Origin of the sequence: Streptomyces sp. NPDC052301, from assembly GCF_044593395.1 — a bacterium.
GTDB lineage: Bacteria > Actinomycetota > Actinomycetes > Streptomycetales > Streptomycetaceae > Streptomyces.
Genome location: NZ_JBIUBE010000001.1, coordinates 203,370 through 227,985, shown reverse-complemented (window position 1 = coordinate 227,985; position 24,616 = coordinate 203,370). Strand labels below are relative to the sequence as shown.

The following is a 24,616-nucleotide window of genomic DNA, read 5'->3' as shown; positions in this document are numbered from 1 at the left end:
GACGACAGCCGAGGACGGATGAGGCGGATGAGCAGCAACGAAGACAGGCTTCTCGAGTATCTCAAGCGTGTCACCGGAGACCTTCGTCAGGTCCGGGAGCGCCTTCGCGAGGTCGAGGAGAAGGACCAGGAACCCATCGCGATCGTCGGCATGGCGTGCCGGTACCCGGGCGGGGTGCGCTCGCCCGAGGACCTGTGGCAGCTGGTGGCCTCCGGCGGTGACGCGGTCGGTGACTTCCCGGCGGACCGGGGCTGGGACGTGGAGGGCATCTACGACCCGGACCCGGAGGCGACGGGGAAGACGTACACGCGCCGGGGCGGATTCCTGTACGAGGCGGCGGAGTTCGACCCGGGGTTCTTCGGGATCAGTCCGCGTGAGGCCGTGGCGATGGATCCGCAGCAGCGTCTGCTGCTGGAGACCTCGTGGGAGACGTTCGAGCGGGCCGGTATCGACGCGGAGTCGGTGCGTGGCAGCCGTACCGGGGTCTTCGTGGGCTCCGGCTACCAGGACTACGTCAACCTCCTGGTCGGGGTGGGCGGCGAGTCCGACGGTCATCTCGGGACCGGCAACTCCGCCAGCGTGATGTCCGGCCGCATCGCCTACACCCTCGGCCTGGAAGGACCGGCCGTCACCGTCGACACGGCGTGCTCCTCGTCGCTGGTGGCGCTGCACTGGGCGATCCAGGCGCTGCGCGGCGGCGAGTGCTCGATGGCGCTGGCCGGCGGCGTGCAGGTGATGACCACGCCCACCGCGTTCGTGGAGTTCAGCCGGCAGCGTGGGCTGGCCCCGGACGGACGGTGCAAGGCGTTCGGCTCCGGCGCGGACGGCACCGGCTGGGGCGAGGGCGTCGGCATGCTCCTGGTGGAGCGGCTGTCCGACGCCGTGCGCAACGGACACCGGGTGCTGGCCGTGGTGCGGGGGAGCGCGGTGAACCAGGACGGTGCGTCCAACGGTCTGACCGCGCCCAACGGACCCGCGCAGCAGCGGGTGATCCGGCAGGCGCTGGCCTCGGCCGGCCTGTCTCCCGCCCAGATCGACGTCGTGGAGGCGCACGGTACGGGCACCACGCTGGGTGATCCGATCGAGGCGCAGGCGCTGATCGCCACGTACGGCCGGGAGCGGCCGGAGGACCGGCCGCTGTGGCTGGGGTCGCTGAAGTCCAACATCGGCCATGCGCAGGCTGCCGCGGGTGTCGGCGGGATCATCAAGATGGTCATGGCCATGCGCCACGGCGTCCTCCCGAAGACGCTGCACGCCGATGAGCCGACGCCGCACGTGGACTGGTCGGCGGGCGCGGTGCGGCTGCTGACCGAGGCCGTGGAGTGGCCGGAGACCGATCAGCCGCGCCGTGCCGCGGTGTCGTCCTTCGGCGTCAGCGGCACCAACGCCCACACCATCGTCGAACAGGCACCGGCCCCGGACGACGAGCCCGCAGGGGCACCCGCCGAAGGCCCGCTGGCGTGGGTGCTCTCCGCCAGGAGCGACGCGGCGCTGCGGGCCCAGGCGGCCCGGCTGCTGCCCCTCGCCCGGGGCGAGGCCCGGCCGCAGGACGTCGGGCTGTCGCTGGCCACGACCCGCGCGGCCATGCGGCACCGGGCCGCGGTCGTGGGGGACAGCCGCGAGGAACTGCTCCTGGGGCTGGAGGACGTGGCCGCCGCAACCCCCTCGCCCCGGGTGCTCCTGGGGCGGCCGGCAGGCGGCAGGACCGGCTTCCTCTTCTCCGGGCAGGGCTCGCAGCGCATCGGCATGGGACGCGAGCTGTACGCGGCGTTCCCCGTCTTCGCAGCGGCCTACGACGAGGTGTGCGCGCACCTCGGAGCCCCTGTCGACGTCGATGCCGAAACGCTGCACCGGACCGGGTGCACCCAGCCCGCGCTCTTCGCGGTCGAGGTGGCCCTGTTCCGGCTCCTCGAATCCTTCGGTGTGCGGCCCGAGTTCGTCATGGGTCACTCCGTGGGGGAGATCGCCGCCGCGCACGTGGCCGGCGCGCTGTCCCTCCCCGACGCGGCGAAGCTGGTGTCCGCCCGGGCCGCGCTGATGCAGGCGCTGCCGGCGGCCGGCGCGATGGTCGCCGTGCAGGCCGGTGAGGAGGAAGTCCTGCCCCTCCTCACCGACGGGGTGAGTGTCGCCGCGGTCAACGGCCCCTCGTCGGTGGTGGTCTCCGGCGACGAGACGCAGGCCCTGGCGATCGCCGCTGCCTTCGCCGAGAAGGGCCGCAGGACGTCCCGGCTGAAGGTCAGCCACGCGTTCCACTCGCCCCTGATGGAGCCGATGCTGGAGCAGTTCACCGAGGTCGTCCGTGGCCTCGCCTTCGAGAAGCCGCAGTTACCCGTCGTCTCCAACCTCACGGGCCGGCTCGTCGAGACCTACACCCCCGCATACTGGGTCCGGCACGTCCGCGAGGCCGTCCGTTTCGCCGACGGCGTCCGGACCCTGCACGACCTGGGCGTGCGGACCTTCGTCGAGATCGGCCCGGGCGGCGTCCTCAGCGGCATGGCGCAGGGCTGCCTGGACGACGCCGTCACGGTGCCGGTGCTGAGCGCCGACCGCGCCGAGCGGCAGGCGTTCGTCACGGCTCTCGCGCACCTGCACACCCACGGCGTGGCGGTGGACTGGAGCGTCTTCTTCGCCGGTGCGCGGACGATCGACCTGCCGACGTACGCCTTCCAGCACGAGCGGTACTGGGTCGACGCCCCGGAGCCCGCCGCTGCCGCCACGCCGGTGGACCCGGTGGACGCGGAGTTCTGGGAGACCGTGGAGCGCGAGGACCTGCAAGCCCTCGTCGGGACCCTGGACATCGGGGCAGGGGACGCGTTCAGGGACGTGCTGCCGAGGCTGTCGTCGTGGCGGCGGCAGCGCAAGGAGCAGTCCGCCGTCGACGACCGGCGCTACCGCGAGTCGTGGCAGCGCCTGGGCGGTCTCGCTCCGGCCGGCATCGGCGGCACCTGGCTGCTGGCCGTGCCCGAGGAGGAGAACGAGCGGACCGCCGCGGTCCGCGCCGTGCTCACCACGCGCGGCGCCACGCTGAAGACGCTGGTCGTCGGCGCGGCGCGCGACCGTGCCGCACTGGCCGGGGAGCTGGCCGGGATCGGGCCGGTCGACGGTGTGCTGTCCCTCCTCGTCACCGGCGACCCGGTGCTGCCCACCCTCCTGCTCGTCCAGGCCCTGGGCGACGCGGGCGTCGACGCCCCGCTGTGGTGCCTCACCTCGGGCGCGGTGGCCGTGAGCGGCTCCGACGCCGTACGCGACGCCCGGCACGCCCAGGTCTGGGGCCTGGGCCGCACCGTCGCCCTGGAGCTGCCCCGGCGCTGGGGCGGCCTGATCGACCTGCCGGAGTCCCTCGACGACCAGGTCGCCGCACGCCTGGCCGACGTGCTGGCACAGGCGCTGTCGGGCCGGTGGGAGGAGGACCAGCTCGCCGTCCGCCCCTCAGGCGTCTTCGCCCGGCGGCTCGCCCACGCACCGGCACGGCCGGCCACCCGCCGCTGGCAGCCGCGCGGCACCGTCCTCATCACCGGCGGTACGGGCGCGCTGGGCGGCCACGTCGCCCGCTGGCTGGCACGCGGCGGCGCCGAACACCTCGTCCTCACCAGCCGCCGCGGCGCCGACGCCCCGGGCGCCGCTGCCCTGCGGAACGAACTCGAGGAGCTCGGCGCCCGCGTCACGCTCGCCGCCTGCGACGTGGCCGACCGCGACGCCGTGGCGGCCCTGCTCGCCGAGCACACCTTCACCGCCGTCGTGCACGCCGCCGGGGTCGCCGACGCCGGCACGGTGGACGCCGTCACCCCGGCCGCCTTCGCCGCCGCGCTCGCCGCCAAGGCCGGCGGCGCGGCGCACCTGGACGAACTGCTGGGCGATCAGGAGCTCGACGCGTTCGTCCTCTTCTCGTCCGTCTCCGGCGTCTGGGGCAGCGGCGGCCAGGCCGCCTACGCCGCCGGGAACGCCTTCCTCGACGGTCTCGCCCGGCAGCGCCGCGACCGCGGCCTCACCGCGACCGCCGTCTCCTGGGGTCCCTGGGCCGACGGCGGCATGGTCGAGGACGGTGACGACGAGGAGCGGCTGCGCCGCCGTGGCCTGCGCGCGATGACCCCCGCATCGGCGATCAGCTGCCTGCAGCGCGCGCTCGACCGCGACGAGACCCTGCTGACCGTGGCCGACGTGGACTGGGCGCGCTTCATCGTGCCGTTCACCGTCGGCCGGCCCAGCCCACTGCTCGGCGACCTCCCCGAGGTGCGCGCGACGCTCGCGGAGGACACCTCCGACTCGGGCCCCGGATCAGGGGTGTTCGCCGAGAGTCTGGCCGGGCTGTCGCAGGAGGACCGCGCACGCACCCTCGTGGACCTCGTGCGGACGCACGCCGCCGCCGTCCTCGGCCACCGCGGGGCGGGCGCCGTCGACCCCGACCGGCCCTTCCGGGACCTCGGCTTCGACTCCCTGACGGCGGTGGAACTGCGCAACCGGATCAACGAGGCCACCGGCCTCGCCCTGCCCGCGACGCTGGTCTTCGACCACCCCACGGCCGCGGACCTCGCCGCCCACCTGCGCGCCGAACTCACCGGCGGCCAGGACCCGGCCGCCACGCCCGCACCGGCCACTCCCGCGGCGGCCGCCGCGGTGCTGGAGGAGCCGATCGCCGTCATCGCGATGGCCTGCCGCTACCCCGGCGGCGTGCGCTCGCCCGAGGACCTGTGGGAGCTGGTCGCCTCCGGCCGCGACGCGATCTCCCGCTTCCCCGGCAACCGCGGCTGGGACGTCGAGGCGCTGTACCACCCCGACCCCGACCACCCCGGCACCACGTACACCACCCAGGGCGGGTTCCTGCACGACGCGGACGAGTTCGACCCCGCGGTCTTCGGCATCAGCCCCCGCGAGGCCGTCGCCATGGACCCGCAGCAGCGCCTGCTGCTGGAGACCGCCTGGGAGACCTTCGAGCGCGCCGGGATCGCCCCCCACACGATGCGCTCCACCGCCACGGGCGTCTTCGTCGGCTCCGGCTACCAGGACTACACCGGCCGCCCGCTCAAGGTGCCCGACGGCGTCGAGGGTTACCTCCCCAGCGGCACCGCGGCCAGCGTCCTCTCCGGCCGTCTCTCCTACACCTTCGGCCTGCAGGGGCCCTCGGTCACCGTCGACACCGCGTGCTCGTCCTCGCTCACCGCCCTCCACCTCGCCGTACAGGCGCTGCGGGGCGGCGAGTGCTCGATGGCACTGGCCGGCGGCGTGATGGTGATGGCCGGGCCGTCCGCGTTCACGATGTCGAGCCGGCAGCGCGCGCTGTCCGCCGACGGCCGCTGCAAGGCGTTCTCCTCCTCCGCCGACGGCACCGGCTTCGCCGAGGGCGTGGGCCTGGTCCTGGTGGAGCGGCTGTCCGACGCCCGCCGCAACGGTCACGAGGTCCTGGCCGTCGTACGGGGCAGCGCGGTCAACCAGGACGGCGCCTCCAACGGCCTGACCGCCCCCAGCGGCAGGGCCCAGCAGCAGGTCATCCGGCAGGCGCTGGCCAACGCCCGGCTCACCCCGGACGAGGTGGACGCCGTGGAGGCGCACGGCACCGGTACCCGGCTCGGCGACCCGATCGAGGCGCAGGCGCTGATCGCCACGTACGGCAAGGAGCGTTCCGCGGACCGGCCGCTGTGGCTGGGCTCGCTGAAGTCCAACATCGGCCACGCGCAGGCGGCCGCGGGCGTCGGCGGCGTCATCAAGATGGTGATGGCCATCCGCAACGGCATCCTGCCGCAGACGCTGCACGTCGACGAGCCGGCCCCGGACGTGGACTGGGCCGACGGGAACGTGCGCCTGCTCACCGAGCAGACCGCCTGGCCCGACCGGGACGGGCCACGGCGTGCGGCCGTCTCCTCCTTCGGGCTGAGCGGCACCAACGTGCACACCATCATCGAGCAGGCCCCGCAGACCGCGGAGCACGAGCAGCCCTCCGCGGTGCGGGACGCGACCGCCGCCGAGAACCAGCAGAACCCCACGTCACCGGACGCGACCTCCGCCCCGCCCCCGGACGTTTTCCCGTGGGCGCTGTCCGCGAAGACCGCCCGGTCCCTGCGCGAACAGGCCGGCCGCCTGCTGAACCACCTCGACCGCACCGAACGACTCTCCCTGCCCGACGTCGGCCGCGCCCTCGTCACCACGCGCACGCAACTGGAACACCGGGCCGTGGTCGTCGGCCGCGACCGGCCCGAGCTGCGGGCAGGCCTCGCGGCGCTCGCCACCGGCGAACCCGCCGAATCCGTGGTCCAGGGCACCGCCGCCGCCTCCGGCAAGGTCGCCTTCGTCTTCCCCGGCCACGGCTCGCAGTGGACGGAGATGGCCCGTGAACTGCTGGACGGCGCACCGGTCTTCGCCGCGCAGGCGACCGCCTGCGCCGAGGCGTTCGCCCCCTACCTCGACTGGCCGCTGCTCGACGTCCTGCGCGCCGAGCCGGACGCGCCGAGTGTGACCGAGGTGGAGGTCGCCCAACCCGCCCTGTTCACGGTGATGGTGTCCCTGGCCGCCCTGTGGCGGTCCTACGGTGTGACACCCGCCGCCGTCGTCGGCCACTCGCAGGGCGAGGTCGCCGCCGCGTACGTCGCGGGCGCGCTGACGCTGGACGACGCGGCCCGGATCGTGGCCCTGCGCAGCCGCTCGCTGACCGAACTCATCGGCAAGGGCGCGATGCTCGCGGTCGCCATGCCCGCCGACCGGGCCCGCGCGAGACTGGAGAAGTACGGGGACCGGCTGTCGGTCGCCGCCGTGAACGGGCCCGCCGCCCTGACCGTCTCCGGAGAGCCCGACGCGGTCGACGCACTCCTGGCCGAACTCGAAGCCGAGGGCGTGCGCGTGCGCAAGGTCCGCGGTGCCACCGGCGCCGGGCACTCCGCCCAGGTCGAGAGCCTGCGCCCCGAACTGCTGGAGCTGCTGGCCCCGGTCGCGCCGACCACGGCGGACGTCCCCTTCTACTCCACGGTGACCGGCACGGTGCTGGACACCACCGCCCTGGACGCCGGGTACTGGTACCGCAACGCACGGCACACGGTGGAGTTCGAGGCGACCGTACGGACGCTGCTGGCCGACGGGCACGGGGTGTTCGTCGAGTGCAGCCCGCACCCGCTGCTGGCCGACGCGGTGCAGGAGATCGCGGAGGAGGCCGGTGCCGACGCCGTGACCGGCGCCTCGCTGCGCAGGGGCCAGGGCGGCATGGACCGCTTCCTGCGCTCCGTGTCCGAACTGCACGTGAGCGGCGTACACGTGGACTTGACGGTCCCCTTCACCGGGCGTCCGGAACGGCGCGTGGACCTGCCGACGTATGCGTTCCAGCGGCAGCGGTACTGGCTGGAGAGCGCCGACCCGGTGCCCGCGGCCGCCGATCCGGTCGAGGCCGGGTTCTGGGAGCTGGTGGAGAACTCGGACCTGTCCGGGCTCGCCGATGAACTCGGGGAGGACGACGCCGCCCTCGTCGGCCCGGCGCTGCCGGTGCTGTCCGCGTGGCGCCGGCGCGGCCGCGAGAAGTCCACGGTGGACGGCTGGCGCTACCGCGTCTCCTTCCGGCGGCTGACCGACGACCCGGCCCCCGGCCTGGACGGCCTGTGGCTCGCCGTCCTCCCCGCCGGGCTGGCGGACGGACAGTGGCCGCCCTGCGTCGTCGGCGTGCTCGGCGCCCACGGCGCCAAGGTGCGCGTCGTGGAACTCCCGGTCGACTGCGACCGGGCACAGGCCGCGCGCCTGCTCGCCGAGGAACTCGACGGCGAACAGCCCGCCGGTGTCCTGTCGATGCTCGGTCTCGCCCCGGGCTGCCACCCCGCCCACCCGACGTTGTCCGCGAGCCTCGCCACGACCGTCACCCTGGTGCAGGCGCTGGGCGACGTGGACGTCCGGGCACCACTGTGGTGTGCGACCCGCGGAGCCGTGTCCACCGGAGCCGGCGACCCGCTGCGCGACGCCGGTCAGGCACAGCTGTGGGGCCTGGGCATCGTCGCCGCACTGGAACTGCCCCGGCGCTGGGGCGGTCTGGTCGACCTGCCCGAGAAGCTGGACGAGCACGCGCTGCGCCGCCTGGCCGGAGTGCTGGCCCAGAGCGACGAGGACCAACTCGCCGTACGTGCCGACGGCGTGTACGGCCGGCGCATGGTCCGGGCCCGGCCCGCCGACGGTAAGCCCGCGACACCGTGGCGGCCTCGCGGCACCGTCCTGGTCACCGGCGGAACCGGCGGAGTGGGCCGGCATCTCGCCCGTTGGCTGGCCGGCGCGGGCGCGCGGCACCTGGTGCTCACCAGCAGGAGCGGACCCGACGCCCCCGGCGCGCGGGAATTCCACGCGGAGTTGACCGCCCTGGGCGCCGAAGTGACCATCGCCGCCTGCGACATCGCCGACCGCGATGCGGTCGCCCGACTGCTCGCCGGCATCGAATCCCGGCACCCGCTCACCGCGGTCCTGCACGCCGCCGGCACGGCACGGTCGTCCATGCTGGCCGACGCCGGGCTCGAGGAGTTCGCCGAAGCCGCCGCCGCCAAGGTCACCGGCGCCGTCCACCTCGACGAGCTGCTCGCCGGCCGTGAACTGGACGCGTTCGTCCTCTTCGCCTCCGGCGCCGGCGTCTGGGGCAGCGGCGGGCAGGCCTCCTACGCCTGTGCCAACGCCTTCCTCGACGCCCTGGCGCTGCGGCGCCGGGCCCGCGGCCTGACCGCGACCTCGGTCGCCTGGGGCGGTTGGGCGGGCGGCGGCATGGTCGACGACGCGGTCCAGGAACGCGGCGAGAAGCGGGGCCTGGGCGTCATGGCCCCCGAGCTCGCGATCTCCGCGCTGCGCCAGGCCGTCGACCACGACGAGGCGGCCCTCACCGTCGCCCCGATCGACTGGGAGAGGTTCCTGCCCGCCTTCACCGTGGGACGCCCCAGCCCGCTGCTCGCCGACCTGCCCGACGTACAGCGCCTCCTGGAGGCCGAGCAGGCCGAGCAGCCCGGCGACGGGGAGACCGGTGCCGGCGCGGCACTGGCCACCGAGATCGCCCGACTCGCCCCGGCCGAGCGGGAGGAGCGGCTGCTGGCACACATCCGCTCGCAGAGCGCCGTGGTCCTCGGGCACGCGTCCGCCGAGGACGTGCTGCCCACCGCGCACTTCCTGGAACTCGGCTTCGACTCGCTCACCGCGATCGACCTGCGCCGGCGCCTGGCGGCGGCGACCGGTCTGCGCCTGCCCGCCGGGCTGGCCTTCGACCATCCCACGCCCGCCGGACTCGCCAAGCACCTGCTGACGCGGCTGCAGGGCGCCGACCTCGGCGCGGCGCAGGAGCGGCCCGCCGACATGCTGGTGCAGCTCTACCGGCACGCGAGCGAGAACGGGACCGCCGCCGAGGCCATGGGGATGCTGATGGAGGCGGCCCGCTTCCGGCCCTCGTTCGACAGGCCCGAGGAACTGGCCCAGTGGCCCGCCCCGGTACGGCTGGCGCAGGGCGACCGTCCCTGCGCGCTGATGTGCTTCTCGCCGTACGTCGTACCGGCCGGGGCGCACCAGTACGCGCGGTTCGCCGCGTCGTTCCGTGACCGGCTGGACCTGTGGGCGCTGGTCAACCCCGGTTACGAGAAGGGCGAGCCGGTCCCGTCCGATCCGGACGCCGTGCTCCGGCTGCACGCGCGGACCGTACGGGAGTGCGCCGGCGGAAAGCCGGTCGTCCTGCTCGGTTACTCCTCGGGCGGCTGGATCGCCCACGGCGTCGCGGCACACCTGGAGGCCATGGGCGAGCAGCCGGCGGCCGTGGTGATGGTCGACAGCTTCAGCCGAGAGATCCCCTTCGACCACCAGGTGCTCAACGCGATGGCGCAGGCGCAGGCGCAGCGCCTGGACTTCATGAGGTCCGGCGGTGAACAACTCACCGCGATGGGCCGCTACATGCGCCTGTTCGACGACTGGGCCGCACCGGAGATCACCGCGCCGACCCTGCTCGTACGGGCGAGCGAGCCCATGCTGCCCGGTGCCGCGGACGGCGACGGGCGCGCGGCCCCGCCCGAGCACATGGACACGGTCGTCGAAGTGCCCGGAAACCACTACTCGATGGTGGAGGACCACGCCGCCACCACCGCGGCGGCGGTGGATTCCTGGCTGGCGGACGTCGTCACGGGCTCCTCCGGCCCCGCCGCACCTTGAGGACGCAACGACCGCATGACCGGCTCGCGACCACCGCGAGCACCCCGGACCCGGGACAGAGCAGATGTGGGAGACAGATCATGACGAAGGCTCTCTACGAGGTAGGCGAGACCCCGCCGCTCGGCGAGGTTCCGCGGCAGATGTACGCCTCGGTGATCCGCCAGGACCGCTTCGGTGAGCCGAAGCAGGCGTTCCGCACCGAGGTCGTCGACACCCCCTCGGTGGGCCGGGGCCAGGTGCTGGTCTACGTGATGGCCGCCGGCATCAACTACAACAACGTGTGGTCCTCGCTGGGCAAGCCGGTCGACGTCATCGGGATGCGGCAGCGCCAGGGCCAGCCCGAGGACTTCCACATCGGCGGCTCGGAGGCCTCCGGCGTGGTGTGGGCCGTCGGCGAAGGGGTCCGCAGCGTCAAGGTGGGTGACCACGTGCTGCTCACCAGCGGCCAGTGGGACGAGACCGCCGAGGACATCCGGATGGGCACGGACCCCCTGGTGTCGGAGAGCATCAAGGCCTGGGGGTACGAGACCAACTACGGTTCCTTCGCACAGTTCTGCCGCGTCGACGAGTACCAGTGCCACCCCAAGCCCGCCCATCTGTCGTGGGAGGAGTCGGCGGCCTTCCTGCTCACCGGACCCACCGCCTACCGCCAGCTGTTCGGCTGGCAGGGCAACACGGTCCGCCCCGGCGACCCCGTGCTGATCTGGGGCGGTGCGGGCGGCCTCGGCTCGATGGCGATCCAGCTCGTCAGGCTGGCCGGCGGCATCCCGATCGCCGTGGTCTCCAGCGAGGACCGCTCGGAGTACTGCCGCCGCCTCGGGGCGGCGGGCACCGTCAACCGCCGCGACTTCGACCACTGGGGCCGGCTGCCCGATGTCGGGGACGCCGAGGCGTCGGTGCGGTTCCTGCGCGGCGCACGCGGGGTCGGCAAGAAGATCTGGGAGATCCTCGGTGAGCGCAAGTCCCCGCGGATCGTGCTGGAGCACAGCGGCCAGGACACCCTGCCGACTTCGATGTACCTGTGCGACAACGCCGGCATGGTGGTGATCTGCGGCGGCACCTCCGGCTACAACGGAGACCTCGACCTGCGCCACCTGTGGATGCGCTCCAAGCGCCTTCAGGGTTCGCACTACGCCGACACCCGCCAGTGCCGCGAGGTCATCGACCTCGTCGGCGCCGGCATGCTCGACCCCTGCCTGTCCGTCTGCGACGGCTTCCAGGACATCGGGCGCATGCACCAGATGATGCACGACAACGTGCACCCCTCCGGGAACATGGCCGTCCTCGTGAACGCGCCCCGGCGCGGCGAGTCGACGCTCGAACTCGCCGCCGCCTGACCTTCCCGCCGTACCGCCCCCCTTCCACAAGCTCTAGGAGAGTCATGCCCGAGCCCACCGCCGCAGCGCCCGCCGTCCCCAAGGCCCGCAGCTGCCCGTTCCTGCCGCCGGACGGCATCGCCGGCATCCGGGAGGCCGCCCCGGTGACCCGGGCCACCTTCACCAGCGGCCACGAGGCGTGGCTGGTGACCGGCTACGAGGAGGTGCGCGCCCTGCTGCGCGACCCCTCGTTCAGCGTCCAGGTGCCCCACGCGCTGCACACCCAGGACGGTGTCGTCACCCAGAAGCCGGGCCGCGGCAGCCTGCTGTGGCAGGACGAGCCGGAGCACACCGCGGACCGCAAGCTGCTCGCCAAGGAGTTCACCGTCCGGCGCATGCAGGCGCTCCGGCCGAACATCCAGCGCATCGTCGACGAACACCTCGATGCCATCGAGGCACAGGGAGGCCCGGTCGACCTGGTGAAGACCTTCGCCAACCCGGTGCCCTCCATGGTGATCTCCGACCTGTTCGGCGTCCCCGTCGAGCGCCGGGCGGAGTTCCAGGAGATCGCCGAGGCGATGATGCGGGTCGACCAGGACGCCGCCGCCACCGAGGCCGCCGGCATGCGCCTGGGCGGGCTGCTCTACCAGCTCGTCCAGGAGCGCCGGGCCGCTCCTGGTGACGACCTGATCTCGGCGCTGATCACCACCGAGGACCCCGACGGCGTCGTCGACGACATGTTCCTCATGAACGCGGCCGGCACTCTGCTGATCGCGGCCCACGACACCACCGCCTGCATGATCGGCCTCGGTGCGGCGCTGCTCCTCGACCGCCCCGACCAGCTGGCCCTGCTGCGCGAGGACCCGTCGCTGGTCGGCAACGCGGTCGAGGAACTGCTGCGCTACCTCACCATCGGCCAGTTCGGCGGCGAGCGCGTCGCCACCCGGGACGTCGAGCTCGGCGGCGAGCGCATCGCCGCGGGCGAGCAGGTCGTCGCGCACGTCCTCGCCGCCGACTTCGACCCCGCCTTCGTGGCGGAGCCGGAGCGCTTCGACATCACCCGCCGCCCCGCCCCGCATCTGGCCTTCGGCTTCGGCGCGCACCAGTGCATAGGCCAGCAGCTCGCCCGGATCGAACTGCAGATCGTCTTCGAGACCCTGTTCCGCCGCTTCCCGACCCTGCGCCTGGCCAAGCCCGTCGAGGAGCTGCGCTTCCGTACCGACATGGTCTTCTACGGCGTGCACGAGCTGCCCGTCACCTGGTGACCTCCGCACCACGGCCCACTTCCTCGGGAGACCGGCGCCCGGGGCGGCCGACACCGCCGCACACGCGAGGAGTTGCGCTGCCCCGGGCGCACGGCTGCCAGGCAGCGAGACGCCGTGTGCCGGTGCTCGCACCGCCGCGACTCTCCCGCCGCCGCGGCCCTCGCGCCGACCGGATGGCCGGCGCTCGCCGCGGGCGCCCCGTCGACACGCACCGAGACCCCTTCCCCAGCCGTTCACGCATCGACGCACGCCCGCACCGCCCCTTGTTCGAAAGGCACCACATGACCGACACCGACATCCGCCCGACCGGAACGCAGGCCCCGTCCTTCCCCCAGGACAGGACCTGCCCGTACCAGCCGCCGAAGGCCTACGCCCAGTGGCGGGGCGAGAGCCCGCTGACGCAGGTCACGCTGTTCGACGGCCGACCGGCCTGGCTGATCACCGGGCACGCCGAGGGCCGGGCGCTGCTCGCCGATCCCCGGCTGTCCTCCGACTGGGGTCACCCGGGCTTCCCCGTCGTCGTCCAGCGCACCGAGGGCCGCGGCGGGCTCGCGTTCCCGCTGATCGGCGTCGACGACCCCCTGCACGCCCGGCAACGGCGCATGCTGATCCCCAGCTTCGGCGTCAAGCGCATGAACGCCATCCGCCCCAGGCTGCAGAGCCTGGTCGACCGGCTCCTGGACGACATGCTGGCCAAGGGGCCGGTGGCGGACCTGGTGTCGGCCTTCGCCCTGCCCGTCCCCTCCATGGCGATCTGCGAACTCCTCGGCGTCCCGTACGGCGACCACGACTTCTTCGAGGAGTGCTCCCGCAATTTCGTGGGCGCCGCGACGTCGGCACAGGCCGACGCGGCCTTCGCCGAGCTGTGCACGTATCTGCACGGCCTGGTCCGGAAGAAGCTGTCCGAGCCGGGGGACGGTCTGCTGGACGAGCTGATCGCACGCCAGTTGGAGGAGGGCGAGCTGGACCACGACGAGGTCGTCATGATCGCGCTGGTGCTGCTGGTGGCCGGCCACGAGACCACCGTCAACGCGATCGCCCTCGGTGCCCTCACCCTCATGCAGCACCCCGAGCAGATCGAGGTGCTGCGCAACGACCCCGCCGCGGTGCCGGGAGTGGTCGAGGAACTGCTGCGGTTCACCTCCGTCTCCGACTACATGGTCCGGATGGCCAAGGAGGACATCGATGTCAGCGGCACGACCGTCGAGGCCGGGGACGCCGTGCTGGTCTCCATCACGCTGATGAACCGCGACGCCAGGGCGTACGCGGACCCCGACGTCTTCGACGCCCGGCGCAACGCGCGTCACCACGTCGGCTTCGGGCACGGCATCCACCAGTGCCTGGGGCAGAACCTCGCCCGCGCCGAACTGGAGATCGCCCTGGGCACGCTCTTCGCGCGCATCCCGGGCCTGCGGCCGGCCGTACCCCTGAACGAGGTGCCCATCAAGGCCGGCCACGACGCCCAGGGCCCGATCGAGCTCCCCGTCACCTGGTGAGCGTTCCGGCGGCAGTCACGGAAGGAAGCGAGGCGGGCCACACCATGCGCATCACCATCGACCGCGACCGGTGCATCGGCTCCGGCCAGTGCGTCATGACCGCGCCCGGCGTCTTCACGCAGGACGACGACGCGCTGGTCGCCCTGGTTCCGGGACATGAGGACGGGGCGGGCGACCCGCGCGTGCACGACGTCCCCGAGGCGTGTCCGGTACAGGCGGTCGCGATCCGCGAGGACTGAGCGGCACCGGCCGTGAGGCAGGGCGTCCGACGAGGCGGAGGGTGGTCCACCACGCTCATCGGCCGGAGCCGGGCCCGGCCCGGTCCGGGCCCGTGAACGCCTCGTCGGCACCGTGGTCCAGCAGTTCGTGGAGCAGCGGGGTCGCGGGCAGTGCCGGGTGGAGGTACACGCGCTCGCGGCGTTGTTCGACAGCGGCCAGCAGCGTCCGGAAGGTGGACCTCGCCTCCACGGTCCGCCCGCCGTGATGTTGCGCCTGGCCCAACAGGCCCAGGTGGAGCGGGTGACGCAGGTACGTCCTGGACTTGCCCAAGTCGGCCAGCGAGGTGTGCATGAGGGCGAGGCCTTCGTCCTGATCTCCCGCGTGCGCCAGACCCCACCCTCTGACGACGCCGAGCATCGCCTTCCAGTAGAGGAGTCCGTGTTCGCCCGCGACGCGGACGCCCTCGTCGCTCGAGGCGAGTGCGGTGCCGGTGTCACCCTCCCAGGCCGCCACGACCCCGTCCACGTACAGCGCGAAGGAGCGGTCGGACGGCCGGCTCTCGTATTCGGTGAGGCGTAACAGCTCGTGTCTGCGCGCGGTGGCGGCCTGCCGGTGTCCGAGGAGCCAGTGGGTGAAGGTGTCGTAGGAACGGCAGGAGACGCGTGGGTCGTGCTGGAAGGTACGAGCCAGCTCGTGACCCTCGTTGGCGAAACGATCCGCCATGCCGACACCGCGCTCCAGCTCGGCCAGTGCCTGCGGCAGCATTCCGCGCACGTGCAGCACGATGCCTTCGCCGTACGCCGCACCGAGCGCCGCCACGGGCTCCCGGGTCTCCCGCGAGAGGTCCCGCAGCAGGCCGGAGAACTGCCGCGAGGCGTCGTAGCGGCCACTGACCAGGCTTGCCGCGCACAGCGCCCAGAGCACCGACGGGTCCTCGGGGGCATGAGCGGCCGCGCTGAGAGCGCGACCGCGCGTCAGTGCCGTCTCGGCCTCGGGGTGGCCGTAGCCGCGCGTGGTGGCGAGCACCTGGCCGAGTTGGATGTGCAGCTTCTGCTCCAACCGCACCGTGGCGGAATCGTCCGGCGGCAGGAACCCGACCAGGTGCACCGCGCGTCGCAGCCAGATCTCCACCTGCTCGTACGCCATGGACTGCTCGGCGTGTTCCGCGGCGAGCAGCAGCCGGGGCAGCACGTCGGCGGCGGCCAGCGCACTCTTGGCGTGCCAACTGTGATGTGCCACCCGCTCGATCTCCTCGTCACCCACCTGCCCGCGCCTGCGCGCGCGCAGCGCGTCGGCGACCCGGGCGTGCAGGCGGTGACGGTCCTCACGGGGGAGCTCGTCGACGAGCGTCTCCTGCACCAGGGCGTGAGCGAAGTGCAGCCGCCCCGGATGGTGCGGGTCCTCCTCGAGCAGGCCGGCACGGATGGCCGACTCAAGACCCGCGACGACCGGTTCGTCGGGCGTGGCGGTCCGGTGCAGCAGATCGCTGTCGACCTCGGCGCCGATGACGGCGCAGAGTCGAAGCACCCGCAGGATCGGCTCGGGCAGCGCGATGAACCGCTGGTGCAGCGCCTCGCGCACGCCGGTGGGAATGTGAGCGAGGAGCGCGTCGACCGCATCCGGGCGCCGGAGTCTGCGCGCATCGCCCACGAGGGAGAGAAGCTGCATCACGAAGTACGGGTTGCCCTCGCTGCGCCGGTGCAGCACCTCGACGACCTTCGGGTCCACACCGGACCCCGCATGCGCCTCCACGAGGGCGCCGACGGCCTGTCGGGAGAGCCCGCCGAGCCGCAGCGTCTCGGTCCTGGGGCCACGCAGCACGTCGGAGACCATCCGGCGCAGCGCCGCGTCCGACTCGGCCTCGAACGCCCGGGCCGTGAGGACGATGCCGAGCGGATGGCCCTGGCAGCGGGTGCTCAGCAACCGGAGCAGGTCGAGGGAGGCGGGGTCCGCCCATTGCAGATCCTCGAGGAGCAGCACGAGCGGATGCTGCCCGGCGAGGGCGAGCAGCACCTCGCAGACCGCGTCGTGCGCGAGGAAGCGGGCCTGGCACCAGTCGGAGGCCCATTTCGGACCTCCGGCCCGGGCCGCCGACCGCTCGGGCATCAGAGGGGCGAGCAGGGCGCCGTACGCCTCCGTCGCCTCGCGAAAGGCATCGGGCCGGGTCGCGGACAGCCGCCGCAGGATCTGGGTCCACAGCCAGTAGGCGGGGACGCCTTCGCCGGGGAAGCAGTGGCTCCACACCACCTCCGGACCGGATCCCTTCTCCTGCGCGTCCAACCCCTCCAGGCGCGCCGCGAGTTCCAGCAGCAGGCGGGTCTTTCCGACCCCCGGGGGGCCGAGGACGCCGGCCACATGGCCGTGGCCCACGGCCGCGCTCGCGGCGGCGGTCGTCAGGCGGTCGAGCTCCTGGCTACGGCCGGTGAACGGGGAAGGGGCAGCCGTCCACCCCGACTCGGACTCCGGGGATCCGCCGGCCCCCTGGGCGGCTGCCGGCTCGTGTTCCGGCCGGGGCGCGGGCCGCCGCCCGCCCGTCCCGGCTCGCGCTTCGGCGGCGTCCGCCGGCGCGCCCGGCGGCACATCGGTTCGCGCCTCCGGGCGCGCGCCGGTCCCCGGGATCCCCTCGCCTTCGACGGCCGCGCCGGAGACAGCCGCCGCGCCGGCGTCGTCGGCCGCCACCGTCCGTCCGCTTCCCCGGGGCGTGACCGCCGTCCCGCCGTCCCCGGAGCCCGCATGGCCCCGCACACTCGCGCCACCGGTCTCGTTCGTCACGAGCGGGACGGGTGACGCCCCGGTGGGATCAAGTGGTGCAAGTGGTGAGGGAATCAGCCTTTTCGAGGGAGCGCTCGCCCCCGGCTCCTGGCGCAGGATCGCGTTTCTGACCCGGCGCAGTTCGGCTGCGGTGTCCACACCGAACTCCTCGATCAGATGGCTACGCGTCCGCTCGTACACCTCGAGCGCCTCGGCCTGCCGCCCGAGCCGGGACAGCGCCGTCATGAGGTGGCCGACCAGCCGCTCCCGTGCGGGATGACGGCGCGCCTCCCCGTCCAGATCGGCGGCGACCTCTTCGGCCGCGCCGAGGGCCAGCCGAGCCTCCGCGCAGGACTCCACGGCGGTGAGCCGGATCTGTTCGAGCCGGCTGCACTCGTCGCTGAGCGGCGGATGGCTGTCGAACTCCGTGTACGGCGAGCCGCGCCACAGCCCCAGGGCCTCGGTGAGCCGGGCATGCGCGGTGCGCGGATCGCGCTGCTCCAGCAGCCGCCGGCCGTCGGTGACCAGGCGTTCGAAGCGGTAGGCGTCGACGTGTTCGGGATCGAGATCGAGGACGTAGCCGGGCGTCCGATGACGCAGCACCGAGAGTCGGCCCGTTCCCGTCCCTGTGTGCAGGGCCCTGCGCAGATGGGAGACATGGCTCTGGAGCGTGGCGACGGCGTGACGGGGCGCTCCGTCACCCCACAGCTCCTCGACGAGCAGTTCGGTGGGCACCACGCGGCCGAGGCGGACGAGCAGCAGGGCGAGCAGGGTGCGCCGGCGTGGCGGCCCGAGCGGCACGTCATGCCCGTCGAGTCGCGCCGACATGGGCCCCAGAACGTTTAATAAGAAATCAGTCCGGCCGGCTTCCTCGGGTAACGCGTTCACGGTCGGAGGTACGGGCATCACGGTCCCCATCCTTGTGGTGGATACGGCTGACTGGCGGACGGTTTCGCGCTGACTCGGTCTCACGCTGTCTCCCACGGATCTTGACATGGAGAAAGCGCCTTCCAGGCTGGAGGGCCATCGATTGGCAAGAAAGCGGCAGGTGTTCGGCAAGGATTTCGACAGGGGGTCCGGAAAACGATGGCGGGCGACGGCAAGGAGTCGCCAGCGGCTCGCCCAGCACCCCGCAAGGGGCGTGCTTCAGGATGTTCAGCATCTGTGGATACCGCTGGTAGCAGGGCCGATGACGCCCCTGCGACGGCCTTCGCGGCCGCTCGCCGGTTTCCTTTTGATTTCGCCCTCATGAAGTACTGTGACAGGGAGCACTCTCTTGCTGAGTCCAGCACCTGCAGCTCCGGGCCTGTGCATGGCAAGCCTCGATAAAACTCTGACCATCCAGCAGGCGAACCAGGAGTTCTTCCGTCAGTTCAACGGCTCGTCCGAGGACCTGTGCGGCCGCAATTTCCGCGACGTGGTGCACCCGAGCGTGCAGCAGCCGCTGGTGCGCCAATTCTTCAATTTGCTGGAAGGGAAGCACCAGCGATTCGTCACGCCCGTCATAGCCGTGGGGCCGGGCGAGGAGTCCGCCTTCACCGTCCCCCTCACCGCGGTCGCGGTGCGAGGCGGCCTGCCCGACACGACCGCGATCCTGGTCATGATGCCCACGGCCGGGGACGCCGAGGGGACACGTGTGGTGACCAACCGCAAGAAGATCCTCTCCGCGATGGACGCGCGCATCCTCGAGGGCATCGCCGCCGGCGTCTCCACCGTCCCGTTGGCGGGGAGCCTGTACCTCAGCCGGCAGGGCGTCGAGTACCACGTGACCTGTCTGCTGCGGAAGCTGAAGGTGCCCAACCGTGCCGCGCTGGTCTCCCGCGCCTACTCCATGGGCGTGCTCAAGGTCGGCACCTGGCCGCCCGAGGTCGTGGACGACTTCGTGAAATGAGCGGGCGCGGGGCCCGCGCCCGGCACCCGCTCGAACCGACGACTGTGGCGGCCTTCGCCCCGACTGACCCGCCGTTCACCCTGCGCCCGGCAAGCACATGACGGAACGGCTCGAGTGAGTCGGCGCGCCGCGGCACAGCACCTCCCCAGCGCCTGCCGCAGGCTCCGGGCCGCCGGACGGCACGAACCGGCCGTGTCCTGCCCCCTCGCCGCCCGGCCGGCGGACCCCTGGAGGCACGCCTGAGGGCCGCCCGCGCCCGGGAGCCGGCCGCACCGCACCGCACCGCCCTCTTTCCCCCCAGGTGACCAGACTTCCGGGCCCGCCCCGCACAGGGGCAGCCCACCCGATCCGGATCCCGGCGACGGCCTCCCAGCGGTCTCCACCCGGTTCGTTCCCCCGGGCCGCACCGCTCCGGCCGGCCTTCCCCATCCGTCCGTCCCCTCCCCGAAGTTCAGGAGACACAGCGTGATTGCACACCAGCCCCTGTCGCGCCGCCGTATGCTCGGCCTGGCGGCCCTGGGCGCCGCCGCACTCGCGGGGCAGACCACGATCACCGCCGCCCCCCGGGCGGCCGCCGCCACCGCGTCCAGCGGTTCCGGCGCGACGTTCGTCCCCGCCGTCGTGGTCGGCACCGGTTATGGCGCGGCCGTCTCCGCCCTGCGCCTGGGCGAGGCAGGTGTCACCACGCTCATGCTGGAGATGGGCCAGCTGTGGAACCAGCCCGGTCCGGACGGCAACGTGTTCTGCGGGATGCTCAAGCCCGACAAGCGCTCCAGCTGGTTCAAGAACCGCACCGAGGCGCCGCTCGGCTCCTTCCTGTGGCTCGACCTCGCCAACCGGGACATCGAGCCCTACGCCGGTGTACTGGACCGGGTCGACTTCGATCAGATGTCCGTGTACGTGGGACGCGGTGTCGGCGGCGGTTCGCTCGTCAACGGCGGCATGGCGGTCACGCCCCGGCGCTCGTACTTCGAGGAGGTGCTGCCCCGGGTCGACGCCGACGAGATGTACACCACGTACTTCCCGCGCGCGAACTCCACCCTCCGGGTCAACACCGTCGACAAGAGCTGGTTCGAGCAGACCGAGTGGTACTCGTTCGCGCGTGTCTCGCGCCGGCAGGCCGCGAACGCGGGCCTGGGCACCACCTTCGTGCCCAACGTCTACGACTGGGACTACATGCGCCGTGAGGCGGACGGCGCGGTGCCCAGGTCCGCGCTGGCCACCGAGGTCATCTACGGCAACAACCACGGCAAGGTCTCACTCGACAAGAGCTACCTGGCGGCCGCCCTGGGCACCGGCAAGGTCACCATCGAGACCCTGCACCAGGTCAGGACGATCCGTCAGCAGAACGACGGCACCTACCTGCTGACCGTCGAGCAGCGGGACACCGGCGGCCAGCTGCTCGCGACCAAGGAGGTCTCCTGCCGCCACCTCTTCCTCGGCGCCGGCAGCCTGGGCTCGACCGAACTGCTGCTGCGGGCCCGGGAGACCGGCACTCTCCCGAACCTCGGCTCCGAGATCGGCGCAGGCTGGGGCCCCAACGGCAACATCATGACCGCCCGGGCCAACCACGTGTGGAACCCCACGGGCAGCAAGCAGTCGTCGATCCCCGCCCTCGGCATCGACGACTGGGACAACCCGGACACCCCCGTCTTCGCCGAGATCGCCCCCCTGCCGTCCGGGATCGAGACCTGGGTCAGCCTCTACCTGGCCATCACCAAGAACCCGGAGCGCGGCACCTTCGTCTACGACGCCGCCAAGGACCGGGCGGACCTGCGCTGGACCCGGGACCAGAACGCGCCCGCGGTCGCGGCCGCGAAGTCGCTGTTCGACCGCATCAACAAGGCCAACGGCACCATCTACCGGTACGACCTCTTCGGCAAGCAGATCAAGGCCTTCGCCGACGACTTCTGCTACCACCCGCTCGGCGGCTGCGTTCTCGGCAAGGCCACCGACGACTACGGGCGCGTCGCCGGATACAAGAACCTGTACGTGACCGACGGCTCGCTCATCCCCGGCAGTATCGGCGTCAACCCGTTCGTGACCATCACGGCGCTGGCGGAGCGGAACGTCGAGCGCATCATCAAGGAGGACGTCAGGGCTTCCTGACGAGTGGTGGGCGGGGCCGGCCCGCGCCCCGCCCCTTCTCCTCCTGGTGACCACCCCGCCCCGGTGGGCGGGCCGAACCCGAACCGAAAAGGAACGACTCCGTGAACTCCCCGCTCACCGAGGCCGACTCCGCGTGGATCCGCAGGTTCCACCCGCGCCCCGACAGTCGCGTCCGGCTGGTCTGCCTGCCCCATGCGGGCGGTTCCGCCAGCTTCTACTTCCCCTTGTCCCGGTCCATGCCCGACAGCGTCGACGTGCTGTGCGTGCAGTACCCCGGCCGCCAGGACCGCCGCAGCGAACCGCTGCTGGACTCCGTACCGGCGCTCGCCGACCGGATCCACGAGGCCCTCCGGCCCTGGACCGACCGGCCCATGGCCCTGTTCGGCCACAGCATGGGTGCCTCCCTCGCCTACGAGATCGCCCGGCGGCTGGAGCAGGAGCGGGGCATCGTGCCCGCCGCCCTCTTCGCCTCGGGCCGCCGCGCCCCGTCCACCCACCGCGAGGAGACCGTGCATCTGCGCGACGACGAGGGCCTCGTCGCCGAGATGCGCGGTCTCAGCGGCACCGACCCCCAGCTGCTGGGCGACGAGGAGATGCTGCGCGTGATCCTCCCCGCCGTCCGGGCGGACTACCGTGCGGCCGAGACCTACACCTGGGAACCCGGGCCGCCCCTGCGCTGCCCCGTGACCTGCCTCGTCGGCGACGACGACCCGAAGGTCACCGTGGAGGAGGCCGCCGCCTGGTCCGGGCACACCGCCGGCCCCTTCGAGCTGAAGGTCTTCCCCGGCGGCCACTTCTTCCTGGCCCGGCACCAGACGGAGATCGTCCGCCTCATGGCCTCCCGGCTGGAGGCGCCCGACCGGCCCTAGGACCGGCCTGCGCACCGATGGCGCCGGGGCGGGGGCCGTCCGGAGAGTGAGCCACGTCGCATCGCAGCGAGCCAGGCTTGATATGCAACGAGTTGCATAGCAGGATCGGCGTCATGGCGCTCGAACACGCGATCCTCGTGTCGCTTCTGGAGCAGCCGGGATCCGGCTATGAGCTGGCCCGGCGGTTCGAGCGGTCCATCGGCTACTTCTGGACCGCGACCCACCAACAGATCTACCGCGTGCTCAAGCGCATGGAGAACGACGGTTGGGTCGACGTCCGGGACGTCCCGCAGCAGGGCCGGCCGGACAAGAAGGAGTACAGCGTCGCCGACCTCGGCCGGGCCGCGCTGTCCTCCTGGCTGCACGATCCGATCGAGCCGGAGAGCGTCCGCCACGACCTGGCCGTCAAGATCCGGGGCGCCGCCTTCGACGACCCGACCGCCCTGATCCGCGAGGTCGAGCGGCACCGGCAGGCGCACCGGGACCGGCTGGCGCACTATCGCGCGGGAGAGGCACGGGACTTCACGGTGCCCGCGGCGGACGCACCCGACCCGCGGGCACCGCTCGACGCGGAGCGGGAGCTCCAGCACGTCGTCCTGCGCGGCGGCATCGCGTACGAGCGCATGATGATCGACTGGCTGGACGACGTGCTCGCCACACTGGCCCGGTTCCGCACGGGCAGCTGAACTCCGCCGCACTCACCGCCGCACCCTCCGCAGGTCCTCCCGGTCCCGCCGGCCCGGCCGCCACAGTGCCGATTTCCCCGTCCACCAGCCGAAAGGCGTCATCCCCATGACTGACCAGCTGCTCTTCAACCCGCGCACGTACGACCCCGCGCACTTCGACCCCGAGACGCGCCGTCTGCTGCGCGCCACCGTCGACTGGTTCGAGGAGCGCGGGAAGCGGCGGCTGATCGAGGACTACCGGACCCGCGCGTGGCTCGGCGACTTCCTCGCCTTCGCGGCGAAGGAGAACCTCTTCGCCACCTTCCTGACACCGTCGTCCGCCGCGGGGGAGGCGGAAGCCGACAAGCGGTGGGACACCGCCCGGATAGCCGCGCTCAACGAGATCCTGGGCTTCTACGGCCTCGACTACTGGTACGCCTGGCAGGTCACGATCCTCGGCCTCGGTCCGGTCTGGCAGAGCGACAACGCCGCGGCTCGTACCCGCGCCGCGGAACTCCTCGCCCAGGGAGAGGTGTTCGCCTTCGGCCTGTCCGAGAAGGCCCACGGCGCCGACATCTACTCCACCGACATGCTGCTCGAGCCCGACGGCGACGGCGGCTTCCGGGCCACCGGCTCCAAGTACTACATCGGCAACGGCAACGCCGCCGGGCTCGTCTCCGTCTTCGGCCGCCGCAGCGACGTCGAAGGGCCCGACGGCTACGTGTTCTTCGCCGCCGACAGCCGTCACCCGGCCTATCACCTGGTCAAGAACGTCGTGGACTCCTCGAAGTTCGTCAGCGAGTTCCGCCTGGAGGACTATCCCGTAGCGGCCGAGGACGTCCTGCACACCGGCCGCGCCGCCTTCGACGCCGCCCTCAACACCGTCAACGTCGGCAAGTTCAACCTGTGCACCGCCTCGATCGGCATCTGCGAGCACGCGATGTACGAGGCCGTCACCCACGCCCACAACCGCATCCTCTACGGCCGCCCCGTCACCGGCTTCCCGCACGTGCGGCGTGAGCTGACCGACGCGTACGTCAGGCTCGTCGGCATGAAGCACTTCAGCGACCGCGCCGTCGACTACTTCCGCTCCGCCGGCCCGGACGACCGCCGCTACCTGCTCTTCAACCCGATGACGAAGATGAAGGTGACCACGGAGGGCGAGAAGGTCATCGACCTGATGTGGGACGTCATCGCGGCCAAGGGCTTCGAGAAGGACAACTACTTCGGCCAGGCGGCCGTGGAGATCCGCGGTCTGCCGAAGCTCGAGGGCACGGTCCACGTCAACCTGGCGCTGATCCTGAAGTTCATGCGCAGCCACCTCCTCGACCCGGTCGAGTACCCCGGCGTACCGACCCGCCTCGACGCGGCCGACGACGACTTCCTGTTCCGGCAGGGGCCGGCCCGCGGTCTGGGATCGGTGCGCTTCCACGACTGGCGGCCCGCCTTCGACGCGTACGCGCACCTGCCCAACGTGACCCGCTTGCGCGAACAGGCCGACGCGCTGTGCGAGTTCGTCGCCACGGCCGCCCCCGACGCGGAGCAGAGCCGCGACCTCGACCTCGTCCTCGCGGTCGGCCAGCTCTTCGCCCTCGTCGTGCACGGACAGCTCGTCCTGGAGCAGGCCGCCCTGTCCGGACTCGACGAGGACGTGCTCGACGAACTCTTCGCCGTCCTGGTGCGGGACTTCTCCGCACACGCCGTCGAACTGCACGGCAAGGACTCGGCGACCGAGGAACAGCAGGACTGGGCCCTGGGCGCGGTCCGGCGGCCGGTCGTCGACGAGGCACGTACGCAGCGGGTCTGGCAGCGGGTCGAGGCGTTGTCCGGAGCGTACGAGATGGCTCCGTAGGCGCGCCCACGCATCGCCGGGGGCCGAGCCGCACGCGGTTCGGCCCCCGGTCGGG

Annotated in this window: 11 protein-coding genes; 10 read left to right on the top strand and 1 reads right to left on the bottom strand. The window is 72.6% G+C overall.

Features of this window, described 5'->3' with window-relative positions; genetic code table 11:
• Positions 1-18 precede the first annotated feature (18 nt).
• The 5 genes from ACIHEJ_RS01025 to ACIHEJ_RS01005 all read left to right on the top strand — a co-directional run bounded on the left by ACIHEJ_RS01025 (position 19) and on the right by ACIHEJ_RS01005 (position 14,444).
• Positions 19-10,128, top strand: a complete 10,110-nt coding sequence (locus tag ACIHEJ_RS01025; protein WP_400131122.1) for a type I polyketide synthase — start codon at positions 19-21, stop codon at positions 10,126-10,128.
• 80 nt (positions 10,129-10,208) lie between these two features.
• A complete protein-coding gene (gene ccrA, locus ACIHEJ_RS01020; protein WP_400131121.1) occupies positions 10,209-11,465 on the top strand; it encodes a crotonyl-CoA carboxylase/reductase in 1,257 nt (418 codons plus the stop codon).
• A 44-nt stretch (positions 11,466-11,509) separates the two neighbouring features.
• Positions 11,510-12,709 carry a cytochrome P450 gene (locus tag ACIHEJ_RS01015; protein ID WP_400131119.1) on the top strand — a complete coding sequence of 400 codons (1,200 nt, stop codon included), beginning with the start codon at positions 11,510-11,512 and terminating at the stop codon, positions 12,707-12,709.
• A 281-nt stretch (positions 12,710-12,990) separates the two neighbouring features.
• Complete coding sequence (locus tag ACIHEJ_RS01010; RefSeq protein ID WP_400131117.1) at positions 12,991-14,205, top strand: cytochrome P450; 1,215 nt, start codon at positions 12,991-12,993, stop codon at positions 14,203-14,205.
• Positions 14,206-14,249: 44 nt separating this feature from the next.
• Entirely contained in the window at positions 14,250-14,444 is a 195-nt protein-coding gene (locus ACIHEJ_RS01005) for a ferredoxin (protein WP_400131115.1), read from the top strand.
• A gap of 55 nt (positions 14,445-14,499) precedes the next feature.
• Here the strand turns inward: ACIHEJ_RS01005 and ACIHEJ_RS01000 are convergent, their stop codons facing one another.
• Positions 14,500-18,003, bottom strand: coding sequence for a BTAD domain-containing putative transcriptional regulator (locus ACIHEJ_RS01000; RefSeq protein ID WP_400131113.1), 3,504 nt, complete (start codon positions 18,001-18,003; stop codon positions 14,500-14,502).
• Positions 18,004-18,487: 484 nt separating this feature from the next.
• Here ACIHEJ_RS01000 and ACIHEJ_RS00995 point away from each other — a divergent pair, with 484 nt between their 5' ends.
• The 5 genes from ACIHEJ_RS00995 (at position 18,488) to ACIHEJ_RS00975 (ending at position 24,561) form a co-directional block, all read left to right on the top strand.
• A complete protein-coding gene (locus ACIHEJ_RS00995; RefSeq protein ID WP_400131111.1) occupies positions 18,488-19,066 on the top strand; it encodes a LuxR C-terminal-related transcriptional regulator in 579 nt (192 codons plus the stop codon).
• Between the two features lie 498 nt (positions 19,067-19,564).
• A complete protein-coding gene (locus tag ACIHEJ_RS00990) occupies positions 19,565-21,175 on the top strand; it encodes a GMC oxidoreductase (protein ID WP_400131766.1) in 1,611 nt (536 codons plus the stop codon).
• 101 nt (positions 21,176-21,276) lie between these two features.
• Positions 21,277-22,044 (top strand): thioesterase II family protein, encoded by a 768-nt coding sequence (locus ACIHEJ_RS00985; protein ID WP_400131109.1) that lies wholly within the window; start codon positions 21,277-21,279, stop codon positions 22,042-22,044.
• A gap of 113 nt (positions 22,045-22,157) precedes the next feature.
• Positions 22,158-22,730, top strand: a complete 573-nt coding sequence (locus ACIHEJ_RS00980) for a PadR family transcriptional regulator (protein WP_400131107.1) — start codon at positions 22,158-22,160, stop codon at positions 22,728-22,730.
• A 106-nt stretch (positions 22,731-22,836) separates the two neighbouring features.
• Complete coding sequence (locus tag ACIHEJ_RS00975; protein ID WP_400131105.1) at positions 22,837-24,561, top strand: acyl-CoA dehydrogenase family protein; 1,725 nt, start codon at positions 22,837-22,839, stop codon at positions 24,559-24,561.
• The last annotated feature ends 55 nt before the right edge of the window (positions 24,562-24,616 follow it).

What these genes read in the sequence shown, in the direction of transcription:
- ACIHEJ_RS01000 (WP_400131113.1), bottom strand. Translation starts at nt 18,003, where the DNA reads ATGTCGGCGCGACTCGACGGGCATGACGTGCCGCTCGGGCCGCCACGC.
- ACIHEJ_RS00990 (WP_400131766.1), top strand. Translation starts at nt 19,565, where the DNA reads ATGCTCGGCCTGGCGGCCCTGGGCGCCGCCGCACTCGCGGGGCAGACC.
- ACIHEJ_RS01015 (WP_400131119.1), top strand. Translation starts at nt 11,510, where the DNA reads ATGCCCGAGCCCACCGCCGCAGCGCCCGCCGTCCCCAAGGCCCGCAGC.
- ACIHEJ_RS01005 (WP_400131115.1), top strand. Translation starts at nt 14,250, where the DNA reads ATGCGCATCACCATCGACCGCGACCGGTGCATCGGCTCCGGCCAGTGC.
- ACIHEJ_RS01010 (WP_400131117.1), top strand. Translation starts at nt 12,991, where the DNA reads ATGACCGACACCGACATCCGCCCGACCGGAACGCAGGCCCCGTCCTTC.
- ACIHEJ_RS01025 (WP_400131122.1), top strand. Translation starts at nt 19, where the DNA reads ATGAGGCGGATGAGCAGCAACGAAGACAGGCTTCTCGAGTATCTCAAG.
- ACIHEJ_RS00995 (WP_400131111.1), top strand. Translation starts at nt 18,488, where the DNA reads ATGGCAAGCCTCGATAAAACTCTGACCATCCAGCAGGCGAACCAGGAG.
- ACIHEJ_RS00980 (WP_400131107.1), top strand. Translation starts at nt 22,158, where the DNA reads ATGGCGCTCGAACACGCGATCCTCGTGTCGCTTCTGGAGCAGCCGGGA.
- ACIHEJ_RS00975 (WP_400131105.1), top strand. Translation starts at nt 22,837, where the DNA reads ATGACTGACCAGCTGCTCTTCAACCCGCGCACGTACGACCCCGCGCAC.
- ccrA (WP_400131121.1), top strand. Translation starts at nt 10,209, where the DNA reads ATGACGAAGGCTCTCTACGAGGTAGGCGAGACCCCGCCGCTCGGCGAG.